The organism is Cytobacillus firmus, from assembly GCF_023657595.1.
Lineage (GTDB): Bacteria > Bacillota > Bacilli > Bacillales > Cytobacillaceae > Cytobacillus > Cytobacillus firmus_B.
Genome location: NZ_CP098323.1, coordinates 2,534,479 through 2,558,556 on the forward strand (window position 1 = coordinate 2,534,479; position 24,078 = coordinate 2,558,556).

Genomic DNA, 24,078 nt, shown 5'->3' on the forward strand with positions numbered 1-24,078 from the left:
GTTTTATTTATTCCCCTAATAAGGAATAAGCTCCATGCTATTTTTTACCTTCCCAAAAAAGCCTGTCTCTAATCCTTTTAGAGACAGGCTTTCTGAAAATCATTCTGATACGAACCCTTTTTTCAGTAAATAGATTTCTTTTTTGTAATTTTGGACAGCTTCGTCGAATGGCAGCTCCCCCGCAAATTTTTTAACGATATTATGAAACGTTACAGAAGAAATAATCTGCATCATATGAAAAAGCTCCTGCTCGTCCTGAATATTCAGCCGATCCTTATTAATCAGATTGCTGATTTTCTTAAAATTTTCATTCAGGTCATTTTCCCCGAAGCTTCTTGCCATAACATTTTCGATCCGGTGCGTCATATTAAGAAACAAATTCCTCAAAAACTGCAGATTTTCTTTTTCTTCTGTAATAATGGCTGTATAAAAATCAATCATCGCATCAAAAATATTACCATTATTTTTTTGGAGCATTTCAAGAAAGTGCATCTTATAAGCAGACACATGGCTATTTAATAAGTAGAAAAACGCATCTTCTTTGTCGTCAAAATACTGGTAAAAGCTGCCACGCGGGATTTTGGCATCTTTTATGATATTGGATATGGATGCCTGATAAAGCGGGACGCGGGCAAATTCCTTTTTGGCCGCTAGAACTAAGTTTTCCCGTTTGTCTTCAGGCAAATTGAAAAAAGTAATTTTCGGCAAATTTTGTTCCTCCTTATTGCCAGTCTCTTTTTTCCTCCTTTAAGAATTGGATAAAATAAGGGACAGCCTTTCTGGGGTTCTCATTGATCAATGCTTGATATCTCGTTTTAATAGGGTCAGAAGCCCACTGGCTTTTAGAAATCCGTTCTTTCATGTACTGTAAGCTCAGTTTTTGAATTTCCAGCTGCTGATGCTTCCCTTCTTTAGAAAGTGCGAAACCGAGCGCACCAATAATCGCGTAAATCAGAATGGCTGCCGGCGATGTTTTCTCATCCTGAACGGTGAAAAACAAGGTCATGAGATTGATTAGTGACAGAATAATCAAGGGTGTAGACCAAAAAATATATCTGGAAGCTTTTTTCATGATGGGAGATACTATTTCTTCAAGCTGCTCAAGCTCTCTTTTTACGAAATTCGGCATATCTGTCCACACTTGCATTTATTTCGTCTCCTTTAAGTTTTAATCCCTTTATGGCCCAGAAGAAATTGCAGGCTTTCAGGCGAAAAAGTCATGGCTTCGTCATCATCAAGCTGTTTTAAAGCAATCATTTCATCATGGAGATTCTCCATTTTCCGATCGAGGCGTGAAGCTGTGTCAGCTGCCTCTTTCAGTTCTATCACTATTCTTTGCGGAATTTCTTTATTGTACTTGTAGTAAATCTTGTGCTCGAGGCTCGCCCAGAAATCCATCGCAATCGTCCGTATTTGAATCTCCACAGGAACCAGCTCTTCCCTGTCAGACATAAAAATGGGGATCTGGACAATCAGATGAAGGCTTTGGTAGCCATTTGGCTTAGGATGCTGAATATAATCCCTGCATTCGAGCACGGTTATATCTTTCTGGCTTTCAAGCATGGCTTTGATTTTATAGATATCGGACACAAACGAACATGTAATGCGGACGCCCGCAATATCCCGAATATTTTGCTGAATGGATTCTAAGGAAATCTCCAATTTTTTTCTTTGCAGCTTTTTAAACATACTTTCTGGTGATTTAATTCGTGATTTTACATGCTCAATCGGATTATAGTCATGCACATACTGAAATTCTTCTTTCAGGATATTTATTTTGGTGTTTATTTCTTCCAATGCGAACTTGTAGGACATCATAAAACGCACTAAATCTGTCCTTAGTTCTTTTAGTGAGATTTGCTCAGGCATATTGGTGACCATATGGGCTCCTTTGAATTTTCGCCTTATTTTTCAGAGGCTTAATATTGGATGGCTTTTTGCACATTGATGCATTTACTCCCTGTTTCTGCAATTCAGCAATAAGCAATTGAATTTTGGACAATGCTTTCACCTCGATGTGACAATGTGTCATCATTACAATTGAATTGTATATGACATCGTGTCATACGTCAACCGGATATGACACAATGTCACAAATTTGCCTTCTTTTGAATTAATGGATAGCTCTTTTAGAAACAAAGCTCAGCCTATTTACATGTCATCACTTTGAGCTGTATAATGGATAGATAATTAGTTACTCTAGATAACTATTACTCAAAGTAACTATTTAGGAGGTTATTAAGATCGAAACATTCCAGCGTTTTTTTCATCAGCTTGTACTATTGTATCGACCATTTGAAAATAGGCTGAATACTGAGTTAAGCAAGCATCAATTATACCGGGCTCAATGGTCCATCATGTATTACATGTATAATGATGGTTCCGTTACATTGGTGGAGCTTTCCCATTACCTTGGTGTTGAAAAACCAACGGTGACAAGGACGATTGCAAAATTGGAGGAAATGGGCTATTTAGAACCTGTTCCGACTAAAGACAAACGGGAAAAAAGAATGCAGCTGACCGATGCCGGCAGAAAGGTTTATCAGGAAGTCCGAGCCACAATCGATGAATTCGAACAGGAAATTTTAAAAGGAATTTCAGAGGAGGAACAGCTGGAGGGAATTCGTATGATGAGCCTAATCCGCAAAAATTTAATGCAGGGAGAGTTATAAATTGAATTCGAAGCTTTGGACAAAGGATTTTATTATTGTTTCATCGGTTAATTTTTTCTTAACATTGATTTTCTATCTGCTGATGGTGACCATTGCTGTCTTTGCAGTGGATTACTATAGTGCCACAACCAGCCAGGCCGGGCTTGTTACGGGCATCTTTATTATTGGAACGCTCATTGGCAGGCTTTATATCGGGAGGGCCATTGATAAAATTGGACGCAAGAAAACACTTTTTATCGGGTTGATCTTTTTTACGCTGACGACTCTTTTGTATTTCGTAAACATTGGAATTGCTTTTCTGCTGATTACCAGGTTTATACACGGCATTGCTTTAGGAGTGGCAAGCACCGCGACTGGAACCATTGCGGCACAAATTATTCCTGCAGCACGCAAGGGGGAAGGAATTGGCTACTTCAGCATGAGTACAACACTGGCGACAGCTGTTGGGCCATTTATTGGCTTATTGATGATGCAAAAAGTTTCTTTCCAAGTGATTTTTGCCTTCTGCCTGGCCATCGGCATAATTGCCCTAATAACATCCTTCTTTTTATATGTTCCGAACGTTGAAACCTCAGATGGAAAGAAGCCCGGTTTTCAGCTTTCCAGCTTTATTGAGCCAAAAGCGATTAAGATCGCATTTATCACGCTCGCGATTGCATTTGCTTATTCCGGCGTCCTCTCTTTTATCAACTTTTACGCGATAGAGGTCGATTTAGTAAAGGCTGCAAGCTTTTTCTTTCTGATATACTCTGCCGCAGTCCTGGTTTCACGTCCATTTACCGGGCGGCTGATGGATCTTAAAGGAGCAAATTATGTGATGTACCCCGCTTTTATCTTTTTTGCGGCAGGCATGTTTGTGCTCAGCATGGCGAACAGCAGTTTCACACTGCTTTTGGCTGGTGCGCTTATTGGGCTTGGCTTTGGAAACATGCAGTCCTGCACCCAGGCCGTGGCCGTCAAGCTGACACCGGCACATCGGATGGGATTGGCAACGTCAACGTTCTTCATTTTTCTTGATGCAGGCCTGGGATTTGGGCCCTATTTGCTTGGGTTCATTATTCCGGTTACAGGCTATGGCAAACTCTATGGAATGATGGCCGTGTTTGTATTATTGTCAGCTATTTTATATTATTTCCTGCATGGGAAGAAGGAATCTGCAGCTTTAAAGAAGATAAACACATCTGTTTCAGCTTAAATCAAAATAATTAAAAGCCATGGAGCCTTGCCGCCCATGGCTTTTAATCGTTTAATTCTGAAATACTGTAACCGTTTTAGGACTTGTGCTCACTTTAAAGCCCTGTTTATTTGTTACATCCGCACTAATGGTGTAAGTCCCGTTCGGCAATTCTGCGTCCGGAGTCCACTTTAAATGAATTTCATGTTCATTTTCCACAGTGATTGTATCAACGGTTTTCCCAGCTTCATCTTTAATGTTCACTTTCCAGTTTACGCGGTTATTTGCAAATGCATTGATGCCGGCAGGTGTGTTTGCATTCACATTTTTATTAGGATAAACACTGAAGTAGCTTACCAGCATTCCTTCATTAATATAGGAAGGATCCCCCCATACAGCATAGCTCTGGTTAAAGGCATGGTCGACACCCATTACGACAACGCTCTCTGGTTCTTCTTTTACAAGTGCTGAAGTTTTTCCAGGTTCGAGTGGCATATACTTCCCGTTGTACCAGATGATTGCACCATTATAGCCGCTTCCCCCTTTGTTATCTTCTGACTTGAAGGAAATCTCATATTGGCCTTCCTTTGGCTGTACTTGAATATCCGAGACGATTGGTGCCACTGAATCTACATGAACCGGAAGCCTTACTTCCTGAGGCTTGCTATCCTTGTAATCAAGTGTTGTTTTGATTACATACTGATAGGTTCCATCCTCAACGAATTGCCCATTTTGATTCTTTACATCCCATAAATATCCGTTAATCATATAATCTCCGAATGCCATAATGTTTTTTCTGAACTTCCATGGCTTGCCGGTATATTCACTAAAGTCGCCTAAATAGTTGATCATTTCCCCTTTATCATTCTCCACGTACATTTCTGTTTTTTGCAAGTTGCGGAGAGCTGTAAAAGTTGGGAAAACACCCGGCAAAACAGCATTAGGAGAAATCACAATGCGGTCCATATTAAAGGTTCCGGTATACGGGTCATATCCCATTGGAAAACGTGCGCCTTCATCGTTCCAAAGCACGGTATATCCTAAGAATGCATCTTTCTCCCATGCAGCAGGATCCAGGTTTTGCGGCTTGTCCCATTCTCCATAGTAACCCATATAAGGCACGGTTAGCGGAACAGCTTCATCGCTATTTTTACCGGATGGCACAAGACGGACAAAGCCTTCTACAAATGAGCCCTTCTTTACATTATTCGGCAATTGAATCTGTACATCCAAACTCTTGATTTGTCCTGGCTTAATTTTCAGCTTTTTTCCTTTGGATTCCGTTACTTTATCACCGTTAACGATGGCAGCAGCACCTGATATTCTCTTGCTTGTCATCGTTAAATATTCTTTAGAATCTAACTTGCCGTCATTGTCGAGATCATACTCTTTTGTTTCGCTGTTGTCTGTCAAGACATCAACGTATACGGTGTATTCCAAATCTTTAACATCAGAATCACGCAATGCTTCAACATTCAGTTTGAAATGTGCTTTATTGCCAGTAATCTCTTTGAGAGCAACCGCTCCTCCCTGTTCCAAAGGAGCATTTTTATTTGTTACGAGTACAGGCGTATTAATCGCATTTTGTATTTGCATTAAGCCGGACCCCTGAACTCGCGGTGAGTATGGAACCTGGTTATTTGTACGAGGATCCTCGACGACTTTTGATGTATTCATTAAGGCAATTTTTGCTTTTAGAGCTGTTTCTTTTGATTGTGCTAATCCTTTTTCATATAGTGCCTGAAGCAGCAGTGCTGACCCTCCTGCAACATGGGGTGCTGCCATGGATGTTCCGCTCATGATTTCATATTCATTGCCGGGAACAGTCGAATAAATTCCGCCGCCAGGTGCGGAAAGCTCAGGTTTGAAGTCCAGCGTGTGCGGTGTTCCAAAGGAAGAAAAGTCTGACATGTTATCCTTTTCCGCATTTTCCAGCCAAATACCTTTGCTCATCTGCATTTTTACTGTTTGTCCCTCTGTAAGCTTGGAAATTAAGGCCTCCCCTGCCTCTTTGCCGGTTGTTGCTGCAGGGATAAAGTAAGGACTAAAATACAAGAAAGAATAGTCCGCTTTTTCAGGCGGAGGAACAAGGATAACTGCCTTGGCTCCATTTTTTCCTGCTTCAGATTGAACATGTGAATAGGAAAAATAGTTAAGTGTTGGTTTTGCTATAACAATTTTCCCTGCTACATCTTTGCCTGTAAAATCTTCTCTTTTGCCTTCCCCCACATACACAAATTCATAGCTCTCACCAGGAGTTAATACCTTTGAAAGCTTTAAATCCACATGGGTCTGATCCTGGTATGGAAGCTTGAAACCATTTTCATCCGAAAGGACGTTCCTATACAGTTTACTATTTTCATAGGAAGCAACAGATAGCGCAAACGGGCTGACAGAAGGTTCGCCGACTGTGCCAATATCCGGATTTTCCGCATATGGCTTAGCAGAGGACTCCAAAATATTATTTTTAGTACTGTAAGAAGAATTTCCTCCAGCTACTACTACCAGGGTACCCTGCTCAGTTGCTTCCCGGATTGACTTTTGGATGGGGTCATTTTCTTCTCCAACAAAGCCGGCATCTGACCCAAGACTCATGTTAATGACATCTGCCCCCATAGTAACAGCGTGTTCAATTCCGGCAATAATATCATCTTCATAAGCTCCCCCGCCGTTATCGGAAAAGACTTTTTCAGCTAATAACTGGACACCGGGAGCAATCCCCTTGACCCCATCATTTTCTTCATTGCCATTAGCACCTACTGTACCGGCGACATGCATGCCATGCGGGCTTCCATATTGTCCGCGGGGGATGACATCCGTATCCTCATCGGCCCAGTCATAGCCTGTCGGCACTTTGTCACTATACCAAACATCATTAATTGCCGTTTCAGAGAGTTTTGCCTGGATTCCTCCCTCAGACCATTTCTGCTGGTCTTTCCCTTCATCCGTCAATGTCATATCCCGGTGAGTATAATCCAATCCTGAGTCAACGACAGCAACAAGCAGCCCTTCTCCTTCATAGCCATGCCGCTCCCAGACTTTCTGTGCCTGTACTAATTCCTTGCTGGCACCCATGGATGGCTGGAATGTTCTCGCGATATGTACGTTGGTGACACCAGGAATATCCTGAATTTCTTTTACATTGCGAAACTCGGTTTCCAAACTGAACCCATTAAACCCTTCAAAAAAGCGATGCTTCACTTTCTTGAAGGATTTTTTCTTGGAAAGGGCTGAAATTACCTCGTCTTGTTTTGCTTTCATTTTACTTTTTTTGCTTTGTTTCGTTTTTTCAATATCAGCCGGCTGTTCGACTTCAACAATTACACGTAAAACTTCATTAGGCTCATATGGTTTCGTTAACCCTTTTTCTTTCAGATCTTTATATCCCAGCTTGTCCACTGCATTTGCTTCAGCCTGGTATTGCTGGTCCAAAAATATTTTCTGCCCCTGTTTGACAATGTCCTCAACACTTGGAGCCTTGATCTCATCATCCTGAGCTCCTTGTGCCGAGACAGTTCCCCCGAATAGCATTGCTGCTGCCAATGCAGAAGCCAGCACCTTATAGGGTACCCCTTTTTTCACTTTCATTTCTCTCTACCGCCCTTTCCTAATGAAAAGTCTATATTTTTTAACTTTTCACATAATTAATTGTAGGACCGGGGCTGAGAGATGTAAATTGGGGGAATTTAAAAAGAGCAACTGTTTAATTTCAGAACTTTATATCCAGATCTCAGGATCTACTCTTATTAAAATAGCACAAAAGACATGTTCCCTAACCTATTTTCAATTAGCTTTCTCACTTTCTGGTAAAAAAGGCTTTTTCGAATTACCCCAAACTGAAATCTTTAAAAACCTTTTAGGAATAAAATCCCATTAGACATTGGAAAAAACAGACATCTGACATTTCCTGGCTATCTTTTTCTAACTGATAAGGTATGCTACGATACTATTCAGAACCACAGGGGGGATGCTGTTTTGAAGGAAGGTTTAATTATAAAATATTACCGGGAACGGGCTGGATTGACCCAAACGCAGCTGGGCGAAGGGATTTGTTCAGTGACTCATATAAGCAAAATAGAGCGGGGGCATACACAATATTCGTCTGAAATCACAAATCTGATCTGTAAACGGCTGAATATAGATCTTATAAGTGAGCTTGAAAAGTTTAATATGCTGGAGACTAAACTTCATGAATGGCTGGATGCCATGGTTAAACAGCAAAAAGAAGATATAGAATTGATTAAAGAGGAATTAGCCCAAAATCCTTACCTGCATTTTTCGGAAACAAAATCTTTTCACTCAATCCTTTTGGCTCGCTACCACCTCATGCAAGGAGAGCACGATAAAGGCAAATCGCTGTTAGACAGCTGCCAAAAAGCTTGGAACACTCTTGATCGTTTTGAACGGAATCTTCTAGAACATACTTGGAGCATTTATTTTCTTAACTTACAGAATTGCAAAGAAGCCATCGCCCACTTAAAGAATATTAATCCTAAAGATTATAATAACCATGAATTTTATTTTCACCTCGCAACCTCTTCCCATTTGATGAATGACAAAGTAAAAGCCTATCACTATGGTACTCTTGCACTATCCCATTTTCGGGAAACCAATAATTTTAAAAGAATTCTTGATACAGAAACCGTTTTACTGATACAAATGGGTACATACGACCTTTGCCAATTTGAAGAAACCGTAAAGCAGTATCATACATTAATCAAATCCTGCCGGACTCATAAAGAAGAAGCCAGGGAAATGAACCTTTGGCATAATCTTGCCGTTGAATACTTTGCAAAAGGCTTTTATTCAGAAGCAAGCGAAGTATACAAAAAGCTATTGGAACAATGGGAGGTTAATCCAAACCCGCCTTTAAAATTAAGTGCTATAAGAGGTTATGTTCATAGCTGCCTTAATTTGGATCATTATAATAAACAAAATCTCAGATCCTTGCTGGACGATGGCCGCAGGCTAGCTGAACAATTTCAAAATAAAACCTATCAATATGTTTTTTATATGCTCGATATCCTTTTAGAAGATAAAGACATAAATGATTACTATTTCTTTTTAGAAAACACATTCCTTCCCCACCTTTATGAATTAGGGAATAGCACATTAATCACTCTCTATGAAAAAGAACTGTTTCATTATTACAGGAAGTCGTCACAGCATGAAAAAGCAAGCGGACTTGCAGCCAAATACTTCGAACCCCAAGTTCATTAAACATTATTGCGAGAGGAAATTCTTCTATAATCCCATAGAAGATTTTTCTTTTTGTCCTATTTTTCCGCTCTTTCACAGTTAAGCCTTTTGGCCTTATTTTTGGTTCACCCCCCAAAAGGAGCTATGTCTTCTGACCCTAAAAATTCCCCCAAAAAGGAAAATCTTAGATTAAAGACAATTAAGTATTCAAGAGACAGCTGCCTGGCATATTCACCTGGATTATTAATAGATAAGGAGAGGATCACATGCTTGAAGGGGAAATTATTAGATACTACCGGGAAAAATCAGGGCTCACACAAGCCATGTTAGGTGAAGGAATTTGTACTCCTACCCATGTAAGCAAAATTGAAAGAGGGAAAACTGCGTATTCACCGGAAATTATTTCACTTTTCTCTGCCGTTTTAAATATTGACATTCAAAAGGAAATTGAATACTTCCGGGATCTGGACAAGCGCCTGCAGGAATGGCATAAAGCCATCATCATGTATAGAGTAGCCAGGGCGGAGGAAATCAAAAATGAATTGGAAAGCTCGCCTTTTATTCAATCTTCTAAATATGCAGCCCACTATCTTCTTTTAAAGGCAAGATATCATTTACTGCATCAGGAATTAGAGGAAACATCCCGGATCATTAAGAAAATAAGCAATGAGTTTCCAAACCTCTCCCCTTTTGAGAGAAATTTATTTTTCCATGTTCAAGGGATGTATTATATTAACCAAGCAATAAAACCTGATAATCCGGATCAGCAAAAAGCGCTTCAGGTATTAAAAAACATCGATATTGATGAATATGGCAATGAAGAATACTTTTATCACCTGGCAATTGCCTATCATTATATCGATTCAAAAATCATGGCTTACATGTTAGCGGAAAAATCATTGCAGCATTTCAAAAACACGAACAACTACACGATGGCGATAAAAGCGGAATCCATTATCCTCCTGCAGATCAGCAGTGATATCTTGACCGACATGGATAAACTGGCAGAACGATATAATCAACTAATTTGGGACTGTGAACGAATTGGTTTTCATGATTTTAAAGGCCTGTTATACAATAATTTAGGATTTGAGTATTTCAATAGGGAACAATATGCGGAGGCAAAGGATTGCTACAAACAGGCCCTGCGTTTAGCTGACAGGAATACAATCATTTATCTTCAGCGATTATATTCTTACCTTAATTCCTGTATAGAAGGCAAATTATCCGGTAAAACAGCCCTTCTTAAAAAAGCTTGTAAAGGAATTCAGGTGTCAAAGGAGCTTAAAAGCACTTTATACTTATCATTATTTAAACTTTCTAAGTATCAGCTTTACCACCAGCGTGAGAAATATTTTAAGTATTTGGAAGAAAAGGCCTTTCCTGAATTTATTAAAATTAAGCATATGATTCTCATGCGCAGGTATGGCAAAAAGCTTTATGAATATTACATCGAGACAGGAAATCATGAAAAAGCCATTCATCTGAACAGGCAGCTTGAAGGCAAAGAATTAATTAATGTGTAGAAAAATCCCTTGAATCTTCCTTCAAGGGATTTTCCGTCCTTTCTATTTTACTGTTCCTTCAGCCTGTTCTGCATTGAATTTCCATTCCACCTGCAGTGCATCTCCCTGGAATTCGTTTTGGTCCTCTCCGTTATCCACAAATTCGAACAGCACTATAATTTTATCGGTTTCCCCAGGGGCCAGGCCATCCGGCACTGTTCCACCGCCTACAAAATTATCAATGGCTGTTAAATCCGGAGTTTGTGTCTGAAGGTCATGTAAAGTCGTCTCTGCAACCTGTACGGTTGCGTTAGCCTGATTGTATAAGATTGTGACTTTAATATGCTTGCCGAAATCATCTGCATTTGCAGCCCCATTTAATTTTGCATCTTCCACCTGATAGTTTGTATGCAGCAAGATCTTGAAAATATCAAGAGTCCCGCTATTTGTAATGGTAAATTCACGTGAAACCTCGTCACCTGGTTTTAAATCGCCAATATTGACGATTGTTTCAGGGTTTACCGCCAAATCGAGTGTACCTGCTGCAAACGTGTTATTTGTAACCTCGGTATCGCTGAAATAAGCGTATGTACCCCCACCCATTAATGAAAAACCTAAAGCAGCTGTCAAAAGTCCTTTACTTACCTTTTTTGCAAATCCCATGTGTTACTTCCTCCTTTGAATACTATAAATTTATTTAACTCTTATTTACCTGTGGCAGATAAGAGGCATAACCGAAATATTAAGCGTTTTTAGTTTCGTATTCTTTAAGAGCCAGAAAAATAGTCCTCCCTGCAGATAGCAGCAGGAGCAGTCCCGGGATAAACAGCAGGAGTGCGGCTCCTTCCTTGGATGCTGCAAATTCAGCCGCATAGCCTGCATATGGGATGGTAAAACCCGCATATTTACCGGTTATATTTTCATGCTGCACATATTCCATATCCGGTGCGTCATTGTTGTCGCCTTTCGTTTGATATAAAACCCCGGCTTTCGTTTTCTTTACTTCGACAATTCTATGGGTAATTAATTTATCTCCTGATTTAAATGTAATAATATCTTCCGTTTTTAAATGTTCTTTACTGTCCGGCTGTTTCACTACAATGATGGATCCTGTCATGAAAGTCGGTTCCATCGATCCCGATAAAACAGCTTTTGCCTGATAACCAATAAGGGACGGTTCTCCTCCGGATGCTTTTGAGGATATTACCCAAACAGCAAGCAGGCACAGGAGCATCAATCCTGCTGCACTGATACATTTACTCAGTATTTTCAGGGTTTTCTTCAATGGCTGTTTCCTCCTCATCAACCTTCTGCGTTTTGTCCTTGCTGACAGTCTGTTCTTCCGCTGGATTGGCTTTTTCCTCCAATGGCTGTTTGTGTTCAATTTTCTGTTTTTCCAACTCGCTGATAGTCATTTCTATTTTTCCACCCTCACCCATTTTGATTGTTTTATGATCCTCTTCTTGCTGCTCTTTTTTCAGCTCTTGCCATTTTTGGTTAAAAAGCTGTTCCAGCTCCTGAAGATAAAGAGAATCATTCATTCTCATAAGAAGCTTGTCTACTTTTAGAAAACCTTCACTTACAAACTCATATCCTTCCTTTTTTTCTGCATGCCGGTCCAGTTTTTCCAGTTCATCTCTTATTCTATGAAGTTCCTCCAAGCTGGCTGTGATCTGTTCTTTTTTTCTCAAAAATTCAGAGGGCGGATCTGCGGTCCCATTTAAGAGCCCGTTCTTCACAGATGTTTCTAAATCCGCCTGCTCTTTTACTATTTGATCACTGCTTATCCTCGCTTTCTCTTCAAGCCCGTGAATATAGGATGGGAAAACAAAAGCAGTGGAGATTATAATAGGCTTTGCCTCTGCCTGGCTTGTAAAGGCAGCTTCTGTTTTCCCGACAAGCTGAGTGCCCGTATAAAAACTCAGACAGCATAGACAAGGCAAAATGAGTTTATTCAATCCCTTCTTCATCCCCTGCTCTCCTCTCGAAAAGGTGTCTGTGGAACAAGCATACGAGAGGCCATGTGCAAAGTAAATTGGGTTATTTTGCGCTATTCCAAGGTAAAATACAGGCTATTTTGATTTCCGAATTCACGAAAGACAGCCATATCGCTGATCCCTATATCCCAATTGACCATTTGTGGAATTTTCAGAATAATAGACCTTGAAATACCAATCCAAACTAAGAGGTGATCAGTTTGAAAAGAAATCAGCTAAAAAAGAAAGTCCTCCCTGCTGTTCTGGCAGCTTCGTTTGCCATCTCGGGACTATCACTGCCAGCAAAAAATGTGCTGGCAAATGAAGAAATCGTTAAGTATCATCAGGAATTAAAGACGCCTTCCTACATAATTGGGACCTGGCAAGCTCCTGAAGGACTTAGTAAGGAAGAAGCTGTATATGAGTTCCTTCAATCAAAGGCAAACTTATTTAAAAATGCGGGCTACGAGGCCAAGGACCAATTCAAAATCATGGATCAATTTAATGATAAGCAAACGAACACACACCATTTCAGAACAGTAGAGCAATACAACGGAATACCTGTATACGGATCACAGCAGACCATTGCTTTGGACGAAAGTAATAATGTGACAGCCTTCTTCGGTAAGGTTACACCAAATCTGGCACGTTCCATTATTCCAACTGATGCAAAACTGGCCGAAGATGAAGCACTGGAAAAGGTAAAGGAAAGCATTGAAGATAAAATCGGAGAAGTAAAGAGCTATGATGGTATAGAAGGAGAACTTGTTATTTATCCGCATAATGGGCAAAAGCTTCTGGCTTATTATGTAACAGCATCCACCTCAGCACCTGCACCGGGGTATTGGCATTATTTTGTAGATGCTGCAACTGGAAACATTATTCATAGCTATAATGCCATCGCAGAACTGACTCCATCTTCACCTGAACAACCTGAGGCACAGCAGACGGCTTCTTCTCAGCCTGCACCGAAAGCACTTCCGAATGTTTCAGAACCTGTTCAGGCAAGAGGAATGGATATTTTCGGGACACTGCAATCATTCCAGGCGGTTAAAGACCCGGAAACAGGAACGCACTATTTATTCGATGGGACAAGATCTGAAGGTGTCCATACATTCAAAGCGAACCGCATGCCTGAAAACGCGTTTATTATCCTTTCAGGACTGCTTGGAATGACAGGATTCGAGGTGGAAAGCAGAAACAACTTCTTCTATGATCCTTCTGCAGTGTCTGCCCATGTGAACGCAGGAAAAGTTTATGACTATTATAAAAAGGTTCATGGCCGGGATTCCCTTGATGGCGAAGGGATGAAATTAGTTTCAACTGTCCATATCGGTTCGAAGTGGAATAATGCTGCATGGAATGGCAAGCAGATGCTATACGGTGATGGTGACGGGACTCGCATGATATCGCTCTCTGGCGGTCTTGATGTGATCGGGCATGAAATGACACACGGTGTGATCACCAATACGGCAGATTTAATTTATGAAAATGAATCCGGTGCGATCAATGAATCCATTGCAGATATTTTAGGGGCTTTCGCTGAAAATAAAACAGGCGAAGATCTTTGGTTATTAGGTGAAGATATTTGGACGCCAAATACACCAGGTGACGGTCTTCGTTCTATGAGTGACCCGGGTTCCGTCTATATTGGCGGCTATACAGAATCAGGCTACTACCCTGATCACTACAGCAAACGTTATATAGGAGAGCTTGATAAAGGCGGTGTCCATATCAACAGCAGCATCAACAACAAAGCTGCCCACCTGATTACAGATGGAGGCACTCATTACGGTGTTTCGGTTACAGGCATCGGAAAAACAAAAGCCGAGAAGATTTTCTTCAGAGCTCTTACTCATTACCTGACAGCAAGCTCCGACTTCAGCCAAATGCGCCAGGCAGCAATCCAGGCAGCAAGAGACCTGCATCCGGATCGAAACGGACAGACTTCAGCTGAGGTAAAGGCCGTCATGGCAGCATATGATGCTGTTGGTGTTCAATAAAATGACCTTTTAAAATAAAGAGAAACTCGCCACATGACTGCTGTGGTGAGTTTTTCTAATATTTCTTTGTCCTCTTCATAGCTGACAGGATGCCTAACATGACGGTTATGATATGCGATAAGAAAAAGGTATAAACATTAAAATAAAGACTATTCGTGTATTGATTGAACCAGCCAAAACGGTAAATTCTTGAGGCAGGATTATCAGGCGTACCTCCAAGAGCCATGATCAGCTCATTTGTGTAATGATTAATTGCAAAAATCAGCAAAGCACAGCCGGCAAGTGCAAAAAGTAAAATACCTATAGTCATTTTACTATCTATCACAATTTTTGCTTTTACCAGTTTAAAAGTATAGATCCAACTGAAAATAAAGACAGGTGTAAAAAGTAAAATTACGAGGATGCCTAAATTTCCATTGCCGGAAATCACATGCGGCTTTACCGTAAAAACATGTTCTATAAGGTAAAAACCAAAGAATGAAAACAGGAAGCACAGGATCCAAAAGATCATTTTTTTACTCAAGAGCAGACACCCTTTTCGTGATTTGATTAATACTAATTAGCCCGACTTTTTTTCATGTTTACTTCCTACTCCACACTCGCAGCCAGCAGGTAAACCCCCGTGAAAATCAATATAATATATGTAAAAATCTTAAAAAAACGCTGATTGATTTTAACAAATAAAATTTGTCCCAGGTATAGACCCAGCAGCACCAGCGGCAAAGCATACAAGCTTGAAAGCCAAATTGTTTTATTGGTCCCTGCAAAGATAATCTGAATTACCAAACTGGCCGAGTAGATAAACAAGTAAAAAGCCAAAGTAGTTCCCCTAAGCCGCTCTTTTTCAGTATCCGTTCCTGAAAAATACAACAGGAGCGGCGGGCCGGGCATGCCAATGCTGGTTGTCATGATTCCTGACAATCCCCCCACTGAATAATCCCTCCAGCTTGTTACTTTCACACGGAAGTTCGCCATCAAAAGGAGTGTTAAAAGCAAAATAATGAAACTGACAGCTAATTTCAGCCGGGAAATGTCCAAAAATAAAAAAATTCCAATACCGATAGGCAGCCCTGCTGCACTGCCAATTGCGAACCTTTTCAGAACTCCAAAGTCTGTATCCTTCTTGATTTTTGAAAATAAGGCAGCAGAAATAATTAAAGATAAAATTAAATTGATTTGAATGGCTTCTTTAGGTTCAAAAAGAAGAAGCAAAAACGGTGTGGCCAGGATTGAGAAGCCAAATCCCGTGCTTGTCTGTAAAATGGATGCAATTAAAATAATGAGGATGTAAATAAAGATTTCCATGCAAAAAACCTGCTTTTTACCTTATTTTAACACAGCTCGGAATTATTCTGGCAGACCTTGTCCTTTTCCTATACAATAATGGAAGGAAAATGCAAAAGTGTGGTGAGTTGATTGTTTAAAGTGCTTTTAATTGAGGATGATGCCTCCCTTTTTACTGAAATCAAAGACCGGCTTTCCCAGTGGTCTTATGAAGTTCATGGAATTCAGGATTTCAGTGATGTTATGAAGGAATTTGCCGGCATTCAGCCAGATTTGGTCATTATTGATATCCAGCTTCCTAAGTTCGACGGGTTTCATTGGTGCCGGATGATCCGTTCACATTCGAATGTGCCGATCATTTTCCTGTCATCCCGCGATCACCCAACAGATATGGTCATGTCCATGCAGCTTGGCGCGGACGATTTTGTCCAAAAACCCTTTCACTTCGAAGTCCTGATTGCCAAAATACAGGCAATCCTGAGGCGGGTCTATAACTATAGTGCCGTTCAGAATAATCTCAAGACCTGGTGCGGTGCGGCAGTTGATTTCGAAAAGAATACCGTTTCAAATGAGAGTGGTTCTATAGAATTAACGAAAAATGAAATCTACATATTAAAGCTTCTGATAGAAAGAAAAAATCAAATAGTCAGCAGGGATGAGATCATTAATAGCCTATGGGATGACAAACGGTTCATTAGTGACAATACTCTGACAGTCAATGTTAACAGACTGCGGAAAAAGCTTGATGAACTTGGGCTTGGCTCAAGGATTGAAACAAAGGTCGGCCAGGGATATATAGCAATTGAAGAGGATGCCTCGCATGTTTAGGAAATATATCAGGGAACGGTTAAGCTGGATCCTGCTGTTTGGCTTCCTTCAGGTGCTTGCTGCCTTTGTAGTATATATCGATTCAGCCCTGTCCCTAAAACCTTTCCTTTATTACGTCTTCTTGTCTTTGATCATTTTTACTGGATTCTTTTTAATTCGTTATCAAAAGGAAACAAAGTTTTACAGAGAAATAGCTGAGCGGGAAGATAATTTAGATCTGTCGAGCATACCGGAGTCTGAAAGTCCTTTTGAAAAAATAATAGAGTCAGGCCTGGTCAGCCAAACCGAGCGGTTTAAACAGGAGTACACCCAGAACTGGACACAGCTCGAGCAGGAAAAAGATGAATTGCTCTCCTGGATTCATGAAGTTAAAACACCCTTGACGGCCATGCATCTTATGATTGACCGGATCGAGGATCAAAATCTTAAATCTGCCCTTACATATGAATGGCTGCGCATCCACCTTCTTCTGGATCAGCAGCTGCATCAAAAGCGGATTCCTTTTATGGAAAATGACCTGTATATTGAAATAGTTAATCTTGAAGATATCCTCTTCAATGAGATTAAAGTTCTTCAGTCCTGGTGCATGCAAAAAGGCCTTGGCTTTGAAATGGAAATGGAAGAAACAGAAGCTCTGAGCGACGCGAAATGGCTGAGCTTTATCATTCGCCAGCTTTTAACCAATGCTGTGAAGTATAGTGAGGAATCAGATATTATGATTTCAAGCTCCAGATCTGACGGTAAAATATCCTTGAGGATTCAGGATTTTGGCAGAGGCATTGATCAGAGGGACTTGCCGAGGATCTTTGAGAAGGGGTTCACTTCTACTGCCAATCATCATGAAAACGCAGCAACAGGCATGGGGTTGTATTTAGCCAAAAAAGCCGCAGACCAGCTGAAAATAAAATTCCTTGTGGAGTCTGTTTTAGGCAAAGGCACCATCATGACCCTTGTCTTCCCTACCAGAAATGATTTCGTCAGCATAACAGGCATGTGACAAAAATGTCACATGCTTTTGCTGTTTGTTCGTTCAATCGAAGGAATTACATAAACGTAACCTTCTATAATATAGCTATCAAAGAAAGGATGGTTACACATGACAGTACTTGAAGCAAAAAAAATCCATAAAAGCTACGGCAATAAATTTAATAGGCAGGAAGTATTAAAAGGAATTGATATGAAAATTGAAACAGGTGAATTTGTAAGCATTATGGGCGCTTCCGGTTCAGGGAAGACCACACTTCTCAATGTGCTCTCGTCTATTGACAGTGCAAGCGGAGGAGAAATAAACATTGAAGGAAAGGAAATGACAAGACTGAAGGAAAAACAGCTCGCTGAGTTCCGCAAGAAGCATCTCGGATTTATTTTTCAGGAATATAATCTCCTGGATACATTGACAGTGAAGGAAAATATCCTTCTTCCGCTTTCCATCAGCAAAACACCCAAAAAAGAGGCAGATGGGAAGTTTGCAGCTGTTGCGGCTGAGCTTGGTATTTTAGAGTTAAAGGATAAATATCCGAACGAAATTTCCGGCGGGCAAAAGCAGCGGACTTCTGCAGCTCGTGCGTTTATTCATGAGCCAAGCATTATTTTCGCTGATGAGCCGACAGGTGCGCTGGATTCAAAGTCAGCCTCAGACTTATTAAATAAGCTAAGTGATTTAAATCAGAAAAGGAAAGCAACGATTATCATGGTCACCCATGATCCTGTAGCAGCAAGCTTCTGCAGCCGTGTTATTTTCATCAAGGATGGCCAGGTTTATACGCAGCTGAATAAAGGTGATCAATCAAGACAGGCTTTTTTCAATGATATTATGAAGACACAAGGCGTTTTAGGCGGTGTGCAGCATGAGCATTAATACCATCATCCTCCGCAATCTGAAAAAGAACCTGAAACATTATTATCTCTATGTTTTCGCGCTCATTTTCAGTGTCGCGCTCTATTTTGCCTTTGTCACACTGCAATATGATCCATCCATGTCTGAAGCAAAGGGTTCGATTAAAGGTGCGGCTGCCATCAAAACGGCCTCCATCCTGCTTGTGGCGATTGTTTCTATCTTTCTTCTGTACGCCAACACGATTTTTATTAAAAGGCGAAGCAAGGAAATCGGGCTGTTTCAGCTGATCGGAATGACCAAGAATGAGATTTTCAGATTGCTTAGCCTGGAAAATCTTATGCTGTATTTTGGGTCCTTGATCATTGGGATCTTTGTTGGCTTTTCGGTTTCGAAGTTAATACTGATGGTCCTTTTTAAATTGACAGGTGTTGAAGGAATTGCTTCCTTGCACTTTTCAAGTGAGGCGCTTTTGCAGACTGTCATCGTCTTTACGGTTATTTATATTTTCATCATGCTGATGAACTTTGTTTTTATCAAGAGGCAAACCATTCTATCTTTATTCAGAGTGGTTTCGGTTGCCGAGGGAAAAGTGAAAAAGCTGTCCATTTGGGAAATGATCATGGGGGTGCTTGGTTTAGCCTTGATCATTGCCGGCTATTACATCTCTTCCCTATTATTTGGCGGGGATTTCACCTCCATGAACGAGCTGTTCTTCGCGATGGTGGTCATTCTTGCTTCCGTTATCATTGGAACCTATCTTTTCTACAAAGGATCGGTAAGCTTTATCGCGAGCCTGATCCGCAAAAGGAAAGATGGATACCTGAATGTTAATGAAGTTCTTTCATTGTCCTCCATCATGTTCCGCATGAAGTCGAGTGCCCTGCTTTTAACGATAATTACAACTGTATCCGCCCTTGCGATCGGGCTGCTGTCATTAAGCTATATTTCCTACTACTCAGCGGAAAAATCAGCACAGGACAGTCTTCCTTCCCACTTTTCATTTACAAGCCGGGAGGATGCAGATAAGTTTGCGGATAGGCTTGAAGAAAATGGATTAGACTATAAGGATCAAACCATTGAAGTATTACAGGTGGAAGCCGATATGAAGGACATCCTGGATGTTAATCTGGACGAAATGGGTTTTGATTCCCCAAACATGCATCTGCCTGTTGTAAGCGAAAAGGCCATTTCCGGCGTGGAGCTTTCCCCGAAAGAAACTGTTCTGACAGGATATAACGATGCATTGCAGAAGTTCATGACGCTCAAGGACTCAGGAAAGCTTGAGTTCAAAGGAAAAACAAAAACCATTGAACAAAAATATTTAGGATTGAATAAAGACTTTGTCATCCCGTTTTATTTTACATCAGGCGGATTGCCCGTGGCCATTGTGGATGAGAATGTGTATGAAGTGCTAAAAGCTGACCTTGATCCTGAAATTCAGCTGGAGGATTCGCTTTTAATAGGGGTGGATATGAAGAATGAAAGCGATATTGAAAAAGCTAATACACTCTTTAATGAGATGGAGTTCAGCGGCAGAGCCGATTCGCAGCAAGAGATGAGCACAAGGCAGAAAATGAATATGGGGCTTGTTATGTTTATTGTCGGTTTTCTTGGCTTGACCTTCTTGGTCACTTCGGGCTGCATCCTTTATTTCAAGCAAATGGATCAGAGTGAGGATGAAAAGCCAAATTACACAATCCTGCGGAAACTAGGTTTTACACAGGGAGACCTGCTGCGCGGAATACGATCCAAAATGGCATTCAACTTTGGAATTCCGCTGGTGGTCGGCCTTATCCACAGCTATTTTGCTGTAAAATCCGGATGGTTCTTCTTCGGCAGCGAGCTTTGGATGCCGATGATCCTGGTAATGGCGCTTTACACCGTTCTTTATTCGATTTTCGGAATTTTGTCTGTGATCTATTCGAAAAAAGTGATAAAAGATGCACTATAGGAAGGAAAAACCGCTCAGGTATGATGGCCTGAGCGGTTTTTATGTGTTGGAGTTTGGCTTCGTTATCGATTGGCAGAGGCTATTTGCGGGTTTTCTGCGTCTATTTGCAAGTTTTCCTAGTTTATTTGCAAATTACAGCATTTAGTTGCAAAATGGTCTCTGCTTGTTTTTAGAATTTCTTTTTATTTGCAGTCTTCCCATTCTATTTGCAAGTTTTCCATTCTATTTGCAGGTTTGCCCAGGCTGTTTGCAAATTATCTTATTTATTTGCAATTTCTTCATATCTATTTGCAAATAACCTCATAAGGGTCCAATTTTTTAGCCTCTCGTTTCAATCGCTGTGATTCAACAATTAACTTATCCAGTTCCTGGCTTAATTTCAAAGTATCTACATCAGTTAGCCCCTTAGAATATATGCTTTGAATCATTGCCTGCCTGGTCAGTTCAATCGCCTTTGTTAAATCCATTCCGTTATCCTTCCAGAAGCGGAATTCGGGATTTATATCTTTTCACCAGCTCGCGGTTATGCTGATCTGCTCCATCTACATTTCCACTTTTAAAAATAGGCGGTTCGAACCCGCTTTCAACCATCACTTCCACTGCTTCCACCATCAGGCTGTTTACAATCGCAAAGCCAATAATAGATGAGGCGGAGCCGAAACTTATCCCCATTGATGAATGCTGCATCAATGCGTCTCCTGGCTCGATATGGTTGTCAATCGCCAGGTCCACTGATGAAAACAGATACTTTCCGTGTTTATGGCGGGAGAATTGAGTTTCAGCATAGCGCGGGGAAGTAATTCCTATCACGAATGCCCCGCTGGCTTTTGAAATTTCAGCTACATCCACCGGTACTGGATTCCGGCCTGAAGTGGATGCCACAATCACAACATCATTCGGCCGGATATCAGCATTCTCCATAAATCCCCCGGCATAATCATTTTCCTTTTCCAAGGAAGAAGAACGGACTGCACCCTTATGCAGCATTAAGTCCTCCACAAAAATGGGTTTAATGGGGGCAAGACCCCCTGCACGGTAAAACAGCTCTTCTCCGAGCATATGAGAATGCCCGCAGCCAAACACGTGAATAATTCCATGGTTTTGGATACATTCAGCCACTGCACGGGCTGCTTTCTTCAGTTTTTGTCCCTCCTCTTTTTCCACAAGGGACAATAAATCTTTTATGTCATTCAGATAATTCTCCAGCATACTTCCTACCCCATTTATACCCTGACTTTGGATGCGCTTAGTGCTGCTTCATCTGCAATCACTTTTACATTCGGATGATTCCTTAATACTGATGCAGGAAACTGCTCATTAAGTCCATTTCCAAGAAGCTGCCCAATCGCATCGGCTTTAGCTTCACCTGAAGCAAGCAGGAGGATCTCCCTGCTCTGTAAGATCGTAGCGATTCCCATGGTAATGGCTTGGGTCGGCACCTCTCCGATCGTATTAAAAAACCTTGCATTGGCTTTAATAGTGGAATCTGCTAAATCAACAATATGAGTTTTAGATGAAAACGGCGTGCCTGGCTCATTAAAGCCAATGTGCCCATTATTGCCGATGCCCAAAATTTGCAAATCAATGCCGCCATGGTTTTTAAGCTTACTTTCATAATTTCGGCATTCTGCTTCCATATCCTCGGCCGTACCGCTTGGGACAAAAGTGTTTTTCTTAAGAATATCGAGATGGTTAAACAATTGAGAATCCATAAAATATCGGTAGCTTTGCGGGTTTTCTCCAGAAAGGCCGATATACTCATCCAAATTAAAGGTTGTCACCTTTTTATATGATGTTCCGTTATCCCGGTGATCTTCAATCAAACGTTTATATGTTCCCACAGGTGTACTCCCGGTTGCCAATCCGAGTGTAGCTTCAGGAAATTGGCATACCTTCCTGGTGATGTATTCTGCTGCGGTTTTACTCATTTCTTCATAGTTGTTTACTTTAATAATCTCCATCATGAGTTCCTCCCTGCAATAAGCTGATTAAGTATATATTTGCACTATAGAAGGCAAAATATTGGAATAAAATAAACCCATTTATACTTCATATCGTAACACCTTAAAGTATAGTTGTCTATACCAATTTAGTCTCTGTTAAACCTAATTTTTAAAAAGCATATAAATTTTTTCTTTTAAAAATGGTATAGACAACTATATTTATATTTTGGTATGATTACGACAGTTTAGTAAAACGCTTTCTTACTCATTTATTTTTATTAAGGAGAGATCAATATGTTAGGATTCCTACAGAGAATTGGTAAGGCATTAATGCTTCCGATTGCCGTCCTGCCTGCCGCTGGTCTATTGCTTCGCTTTGGACAGGATGATTTATTGGGTATTCCGTTCATCGCGAATGCCGGCAATGCTATTTTCGCGAACCTGGCACTTATTTTTGCCATTGGGGTTGCGATGGGATTTGCGAAGGATAATAATGGGGCTGCTGCCCTTTCCGGCGCCATCGGTTTTCTGGTGCTGACCGAGGGTGCAATTGCCATCGATGAAAATATAAATATGGGAGTACTGGGCGGAATTATTGCCGGTATTATTGCTGGTTTATTGTATAACCGCTTCCATGATATTAAGCTTCCGGACTGGCTCGGATTCTTTAGCGGACGACGCTTCGTTCCGATTATCACTTCCGTCACTATGATTCTTCTGGCTGCAATTGCTGGTTTTGCCTGGCCTCCTATCCAGGGCGCAATCGATGCACTGGGCAATTGGATTATTGGTCTTGGCGCTTTAGGTTCAGGACTATTCGGCTTTATGAACCGTCTTTTAATACCTTTGGGTCTGCACCATGTATTGAACAGTTTATTCTGGTTCCAGTTCGGCGAATTTGAAGGAGTTAATGGAGATATTGCCCGCTTCTTTGCAGGAGATCCCTCAGCAGGAGCTTACATGACTGGATTCTTCCCTGTGATGATGTTCGGTCTGCCGGCTGCAGCTTTTGCGATCATTGCAACTGCTAAGCCTGAAAAAAGAAAAGCGGTATCCGGAATGTTCATCGGTCTTGCGCTGACTTCATTCCTGACTGGTATTACAGAGCCGATCGAGTTCTCCTTTATGTTCATCGCACCTCTTTTATATGGAGTGCATGCCATCTTAACCGGGGTTTCCATGTGGGTAACATCCTTACTGGGCATACGAGATGGCTTCACATTCTCAGCAGGCGCACTCGATTTTGCACTGAACTTTAATATCGCTGAAAAGCCGCTGCTGCTGTTGGGAATTGGCGTCATCTACGCTATTCTGTACTTCGTTATCTTCTATGCACTAATTAAAGCATTAGACCTGAAAACGCCAGGCCGTGAAGAGGACGAAGATATCGTGGAAGATGAAGATGAACCAGTCTCAACAGGCAACAGCAAGTATGAAGTTATGGCAAGCCATTTTATTAAAGATATTGGCGGTGCTGACAACATTACTTCTATTGATAACTGTGCGACACGCCTGCGCTTAAACATTGCGGATATGGAAAAAGTGAAGGAAAGCGCACTGAAGGCACATGGTGCTAAAGGAATCATGAAATTAAGCAAAACGAATCTGCAGATCATTGTTGGAACAGACGTTGAGTTTGTTGCAGATGAGATGAAGAAAATAAAGAAGTAATTGACTAAAAAACAGTGTCCCGAGACGGACACTGT

Annotated in this window: 22 protein-coding genes; 10 read left to right on the forward strand and 12 right to left on the reverse strand. The window is 41.0% G+C overall.

The window, feature by feature from the left end; all coding sequences use genetic code 11:
• Positions 1-99 precede the first annotated feature (99 nt).
• From NAF01_RS12865 to NAF01_RS12875, 3 genes are read right to left on the reverse strand one after another with little or no spacing between them, the layout of a single operon-like run.
• On the reverse strand, positions 100-708 hold the full coding sequence (locus NAF01_RS12865) for a TetR/AcrR family transcriptional regulator (RefSeq protein WP_250800360.1): 609 nt from the start codon (positions 706-708) through the stop codon (positions 100-102).
• 13 nt (positions 709-721) lie between these two features.
• Positions 722-1,147: a DUF5392 family protein gene (locus tag NAF01_RS12870; RefSeq protein ID WP_048011292.1), complete on the reverse strand. Its 426-nt coding sequence runs from the start codon at positions 1,145-1,147 to the stop codon at positions 722-724.
• 14 nt (positions 1,148-1,161) lie between these two features.
• A complete protein-coding gene (locus NAF01_RS12875; RefSeq protein WP_226618148.1) occupies positions 1,162-1,881 on the reverse strand; it encodes a GTP pyrophosphokinase in 720 nt (239 codons plus the stop codon).
• A gap of 401 nt (positions 1,882-2,282) precedes the next feature.
• On the opposite strand from NAF01_RS12875, the gene NAF01_RS12880 reads away from it, so the two are divergent.
• Positions 2,283-2,672, forward strand: a complete 390-nt coding sequence (locus NAF01_RS12880) for a MarR family winged helix-turn-helix transcriptional regulator (protein WP_226618147.1) — start codon at positions 2,283-2,285, stop codon at positions 2,670-2,672.
• 1 nt (position 2,673) lies between these two features.
• Entirely contained in the window at positions 2,674-3,867 is a 1,194-nt protein-coding gene (locus NAF01_RS12885; RefSeq protein WP_226618146.1) for an MFS transporter, read from the forward strand.
• 51 nt (positions 3,868-3,918) lie between these two features.
• Here the strand turns inward: NAF01_RS12885 and NAF01_RS12890 are convergent, their stop codons facing one another.
• A complete protein-coding gene (locus NAF01_RS12890; RefSeq protein WP_250800362.1) occupies positions 3,919-7,434 on the reverse strand; it encodes a S8 family serine peptidase in 3,516 nt (1,171 codons plus the stop codon).
• A gap of 387 nt (positions 7,435-7,821) precedes the next feature.
• On the opposite strand from NAF01_RS12890, the gene NAF01_RS12895 reads away from it, so the two are divergent.
• Complete coding sequence (locus NAF01_RS12895; RefSeq protein WP_226618144.1) at positions 7,822-9,066, forward strand: helix-turn-helix domain-containing protein; 1,245 nt, start codon at positions 7,822-7,824, stop codon at positions 9,064-9,066.
• Positions 9,067-9,311: 245 nt separating this feature from the next.
• Positions 9,312-10,571, forward strand: a complete 1,260-nt coding sequence (locus tag NAF01_RS12900; protein ID WP_226618143.1) for a helix-turn-helix domain-containing protein — start codon at positions 9,312-9,314, stop codon at positions 10,569-10,571.
• Between the two features lie 42 nt (positions 10,572-10,613).
• Here the strand turns inward: NAF01_RS12900 and NAF01_RS12905 are convergent, their stop codons facing one another.
• The 3 genes from NAF01_RS12905 to NAF01_RS12915 all read right to left on the reverse strand — a co-directional run bounded on the left by NAF01_RS12905 (position 10,614) and on the right by NAF01_RS12915 (position 12,520).
• Positions 10,614-11,213: a TasA family protein gene (locus tag NAF01_RS12905; RefSeq protein ID WP_226618142.1), complete on the reverse strand. Its 600-nt coding sequence runs from the start codon at positions 11,211-11,213 to the stop codon at positions 10,614-10,616.
• Between the two features lie 79 nt (positions 11,214-11,292).
• The gene (gene sipW, locus NAF01_RS12910) at positions 11,293-11,835 is read right to left on the reverse strand and encodes a signal peptidase I SipW (protein WP_226618141.1); all 543 of its coding nucleotides are present in this window, start codon (positions 11,833-11,835) and stop codon (positions 11,293-11,295) included.
• Positions 11,807-12,520: a DUF4047 domain-containing protein gene (locus tag NAF01_RS12915; protein ID WP_226618140.1), complete on the reverse strand. Its 714-nt coding sequence runs from the start codon at positions 12,518-12,520 to the stop codon at positions 11,807-11,809. The genes sipW and NAF01_RS12915 overlap by 29 nt, the downstream gene beginning before the upstream one ends.
• A 227-nt stretch (positions 12,521-12,747) precedes the next feature.
• Between NAF01_RS12915 and NAF01_RS12920 the strand changes: the two genes are divergently transcribed.
• Entirely contained in the window at positions 12,748-14,529 is a 1,782-nt protein-coding gene (locus NAF01_RS12920) for a M4 family metallopeptidase (RefSeq protein ID WP_226618139.1), read from the forward strand.
• Between the two features lie 55 nt (positions 14,530-14,584).
• Here NAF01_RS12920 and NAF01_RS12925 read toward each other — a convergent pair whose 3' ends face one another.
• Together NAF01_RS12925 and NAF01_RS12930 are read right to left on the reverse strand one after the other, a co-directional pair.
• Complete coding sequence (locus NAF01_RS12925; RefSeq protein WP_226618138.1) at positions 14,585-15,052, reverse strand: hypothetical protein; 468 nt, start codon at positions 15,050-15,052, stop codon at positions 14,585-14,587.
• Positions 15,053-15,117: 65 nt separating this feature from the next.
• A complete protein-coding gene (locus NAF01_RS12930; RefSeq protein WP_226618137.1) occupies positions 15,118-15,834 on the reverse strand; it encodes a sulfite exporter TauE/SafE family protein in 717 nt (238 codons plus the stop codon).
• 111 nt (positions 15,835-15,945) lie between these two features.
• Here NAF01_RS12930 and NAF01_RS12935 point away from each other — a divergent pair, with 111 nt between their 5' ends.
• From NAF01_RS12935 to NAF01_RS12950, 4 genes are all read left to right on the forward strand, one after another.
• Positions 15,946-16,641, forward strand: a complete 696-nt coding sequence (locus tag NAF01_RS12935; RefSeq protein ID WP_250800364.1) for a response regulator transcription factor — start codon at positions 15,946-15,948, stop codon at positions 16,639-16,641.
• On the forward strand, positions 16,634-17,638 hold the full coding sequence (locus NAF01_RS12940) for a sensor histidine kinase (RefSeq protein ID WP_250800366.1): 1,005 nt from the start codon (positions 16,634-16,636) through the stop codon (positions 17,636-17,638). The genes NAF01_RS12935 and NAF01_RS12940 overlap by 8 nt, the downstream gene beginning before the upstream one ends.
• Before the next feature lie 99 nt (positions 17,639-17,737).
• Positions 17,738-18,499, forward strand: a complete 762-nt coding sequence (locus NAF01_RS12945) for an ABC transporter ATP-binding protein (RefSeq protein WP_250800368.1) — start codon at positions 17,738-17,740, stop codon at positions 18,497-18,499.
• The gene (locus tag NAF01_RS12950) at positions 18,489-20,429 is read left to right on the forward strand and encodes an ABC transporter permease (RefSeq protein WP_250800370.1); all 1,941 of its coding nucleotides are present in this window, start codon (positions 18,489-18,491) and stop codon (positions 20,427-20,429) included. The genes NAF01_RS12945 and NAF01_RS12950 overlap by 11 nt, the downstream gene beginning before the upstream one ends.
• Before the next feature lie 284 nt (positions 20,430-20,713).
• Here the strand turns inward: NAF01_RS12950 and NAF01_RS12955 are convergent, their stop codons facing one another.
• The 3 genes from NAF01_RS12955 to nagB are packed head-to-tail and all read right to left on the reverse strand — an operon-like array spanning position 20,714 to position 22,390.
• Positions 20,714-20,896: an aspartyl-phosphate phosphatase Spo0E family protein gene (locus NAF01_RS12955; RefSeq protein WP_226618133.1), complete on the reverse strand. Its 183-nt coding sequence runs from the start codon at positions 20,894-20,896 to the stop codon at positions 20,714-20,716.
• A 4-nt stretch (positions 20,897-20,900) separates the two neighbouring features.
• The gene (locus NAF01_RS12960; protein ID WP_250800372.1) at positions 20,901-21,638 is read right to left on the reverse strand and encodes an SIS domain-containing protein; all 738 of its coding nucleotides are present in this window, start codon (positions 21,636-21,638) and stop codon (positions 20,901-20,903) included.
• A gap of 14 nt (positions 21,639-21,652) precedes the next feature.
• Complete coding sequence (nagB, locus tag NAF01_RS12965; protein WP_226618194.1) at positions 21,653-22,390, reverse strand: glucosamine-6-phosphate deaminase; 738 nt, start codon at positions 22,388-22,390, stop codon at positions 21,653-21,655.
• A gap of 276 nt (positions 22,391-22,666) precedes the next feature.
• On the opposite strand from nagB, the gene nagE reads away from it, so the two are divergent.
• Positions 22,667-24,043, forward strand: coding sequence for an N-acetylglucosamine-specific PTS transporter subunit IIBC (gene nagE, locus NAF01_RS12970; protein ID WP_163145218.1), 1,377 nt, complete (start codon positions 22,667-22,669; stop codon positions 24,041-24,043).
• The last annotated feature ends 35 nt before the right edge of the window (positions 24,044-24,078 follow it).

Bases quoted from the DNA above. Each gene is read 5' to 3' on its own strand.
- NAF01_RS12870 (WP_048011292.1), bottom strand. From the start codon at position 1,147: ATGCAAGTGTGGACAGATATGCCGAATTTCGTAAAAAGAGAGCTTGAG.
- NAF01_RS12875 (WP_226618148.1), bottom strand. From the start codon at position 1,881: ATGGTCACCAATATGCCTGAGCAAATCTCACTAAAAGAACTAAGGACA.
- NAF01_RS12890 (WP_250800362.1), bottom strand. From the start codon at position 7,434: ATGAAAGTGAAAAAAGGGGTACCCTATAAGGTGCTGGCTTCTGCATTG.
- NAF01_RS12900 (WP_226618143.1), top strand. From the start codon at position 9,312: ATGCTTGAAGGGGAAATTATTAGATACTACCGGGAAAAATCAGGGCTC.
- NAF01_RS12905 (WP_226618142.1), bottom strand. From the start codon at position 11,213: ATGGGATTTGCAAAAAAGGTAAGTAAAGGACTTTTGACAGCTGCTTTA.
- NAF01_RS12915 (WP_226618140.1), bottom strand. From the start codon at position 12,520: ATGAAGAAGGGATTGAATAAACTCATTTTGCCTTGTCTATGCTGTCTG.
- NAF01_RS12930 (WP_226618137.1), bottom strand. From the start codon at position 15,834: ATGGAAATCTTTATTTACATCCTCATTATTTTAATTGCATCCATTTTA.
- NAF01_RS12940 (WP_250800366.1), top strand. From the start codon at position 16,634: ATGTTTAGGAAATATATCAGGGAACGGTTAAGCTGGATCCTGCTGTTT.
- NAF01_RS12945 (WP_250800368.1), top strand. From the start codon at position 17,738: ATGACAGTACTTGAAGCAAAAAAAATCCATAAAAGCTACGGCAATAAA.
- NAF01_RS12950 (WP_250800370.1), top strand. From the start codon at position 18,489: ATGAGCATTAATACCATCATCCTCCGCAATCTGAAAAAGAACCTGAAA.
- NAF01_RS12955 (WP_226618133.1), bottom strand. From the start codon at position 20,896: ATGGATTTAACAAAGGCGATTGAACTGACCAGGCAGGCAATGATTCAA.
- NAF01_RS12960 (WP_250800372.1), bottom strand. From the start codon at position 21,638: ATGCTGGAGAATTATCTGAATGACATAAAAGATTTATTGTCCCTTGTG.
- nagB (WP_226618194.1), bottom strand. From the start codon at position 22,390: ATGGAGATTATTAAAGTAAACAACTATGAAGAAATGAGTAAAACCGCA.
- nagE (WP_163145218.1), top strand. From the start codon at position 22,667: ATGTTAGGATTCCTACAGAGAATTGGTAAGGCATTAATGCTTCCGATT.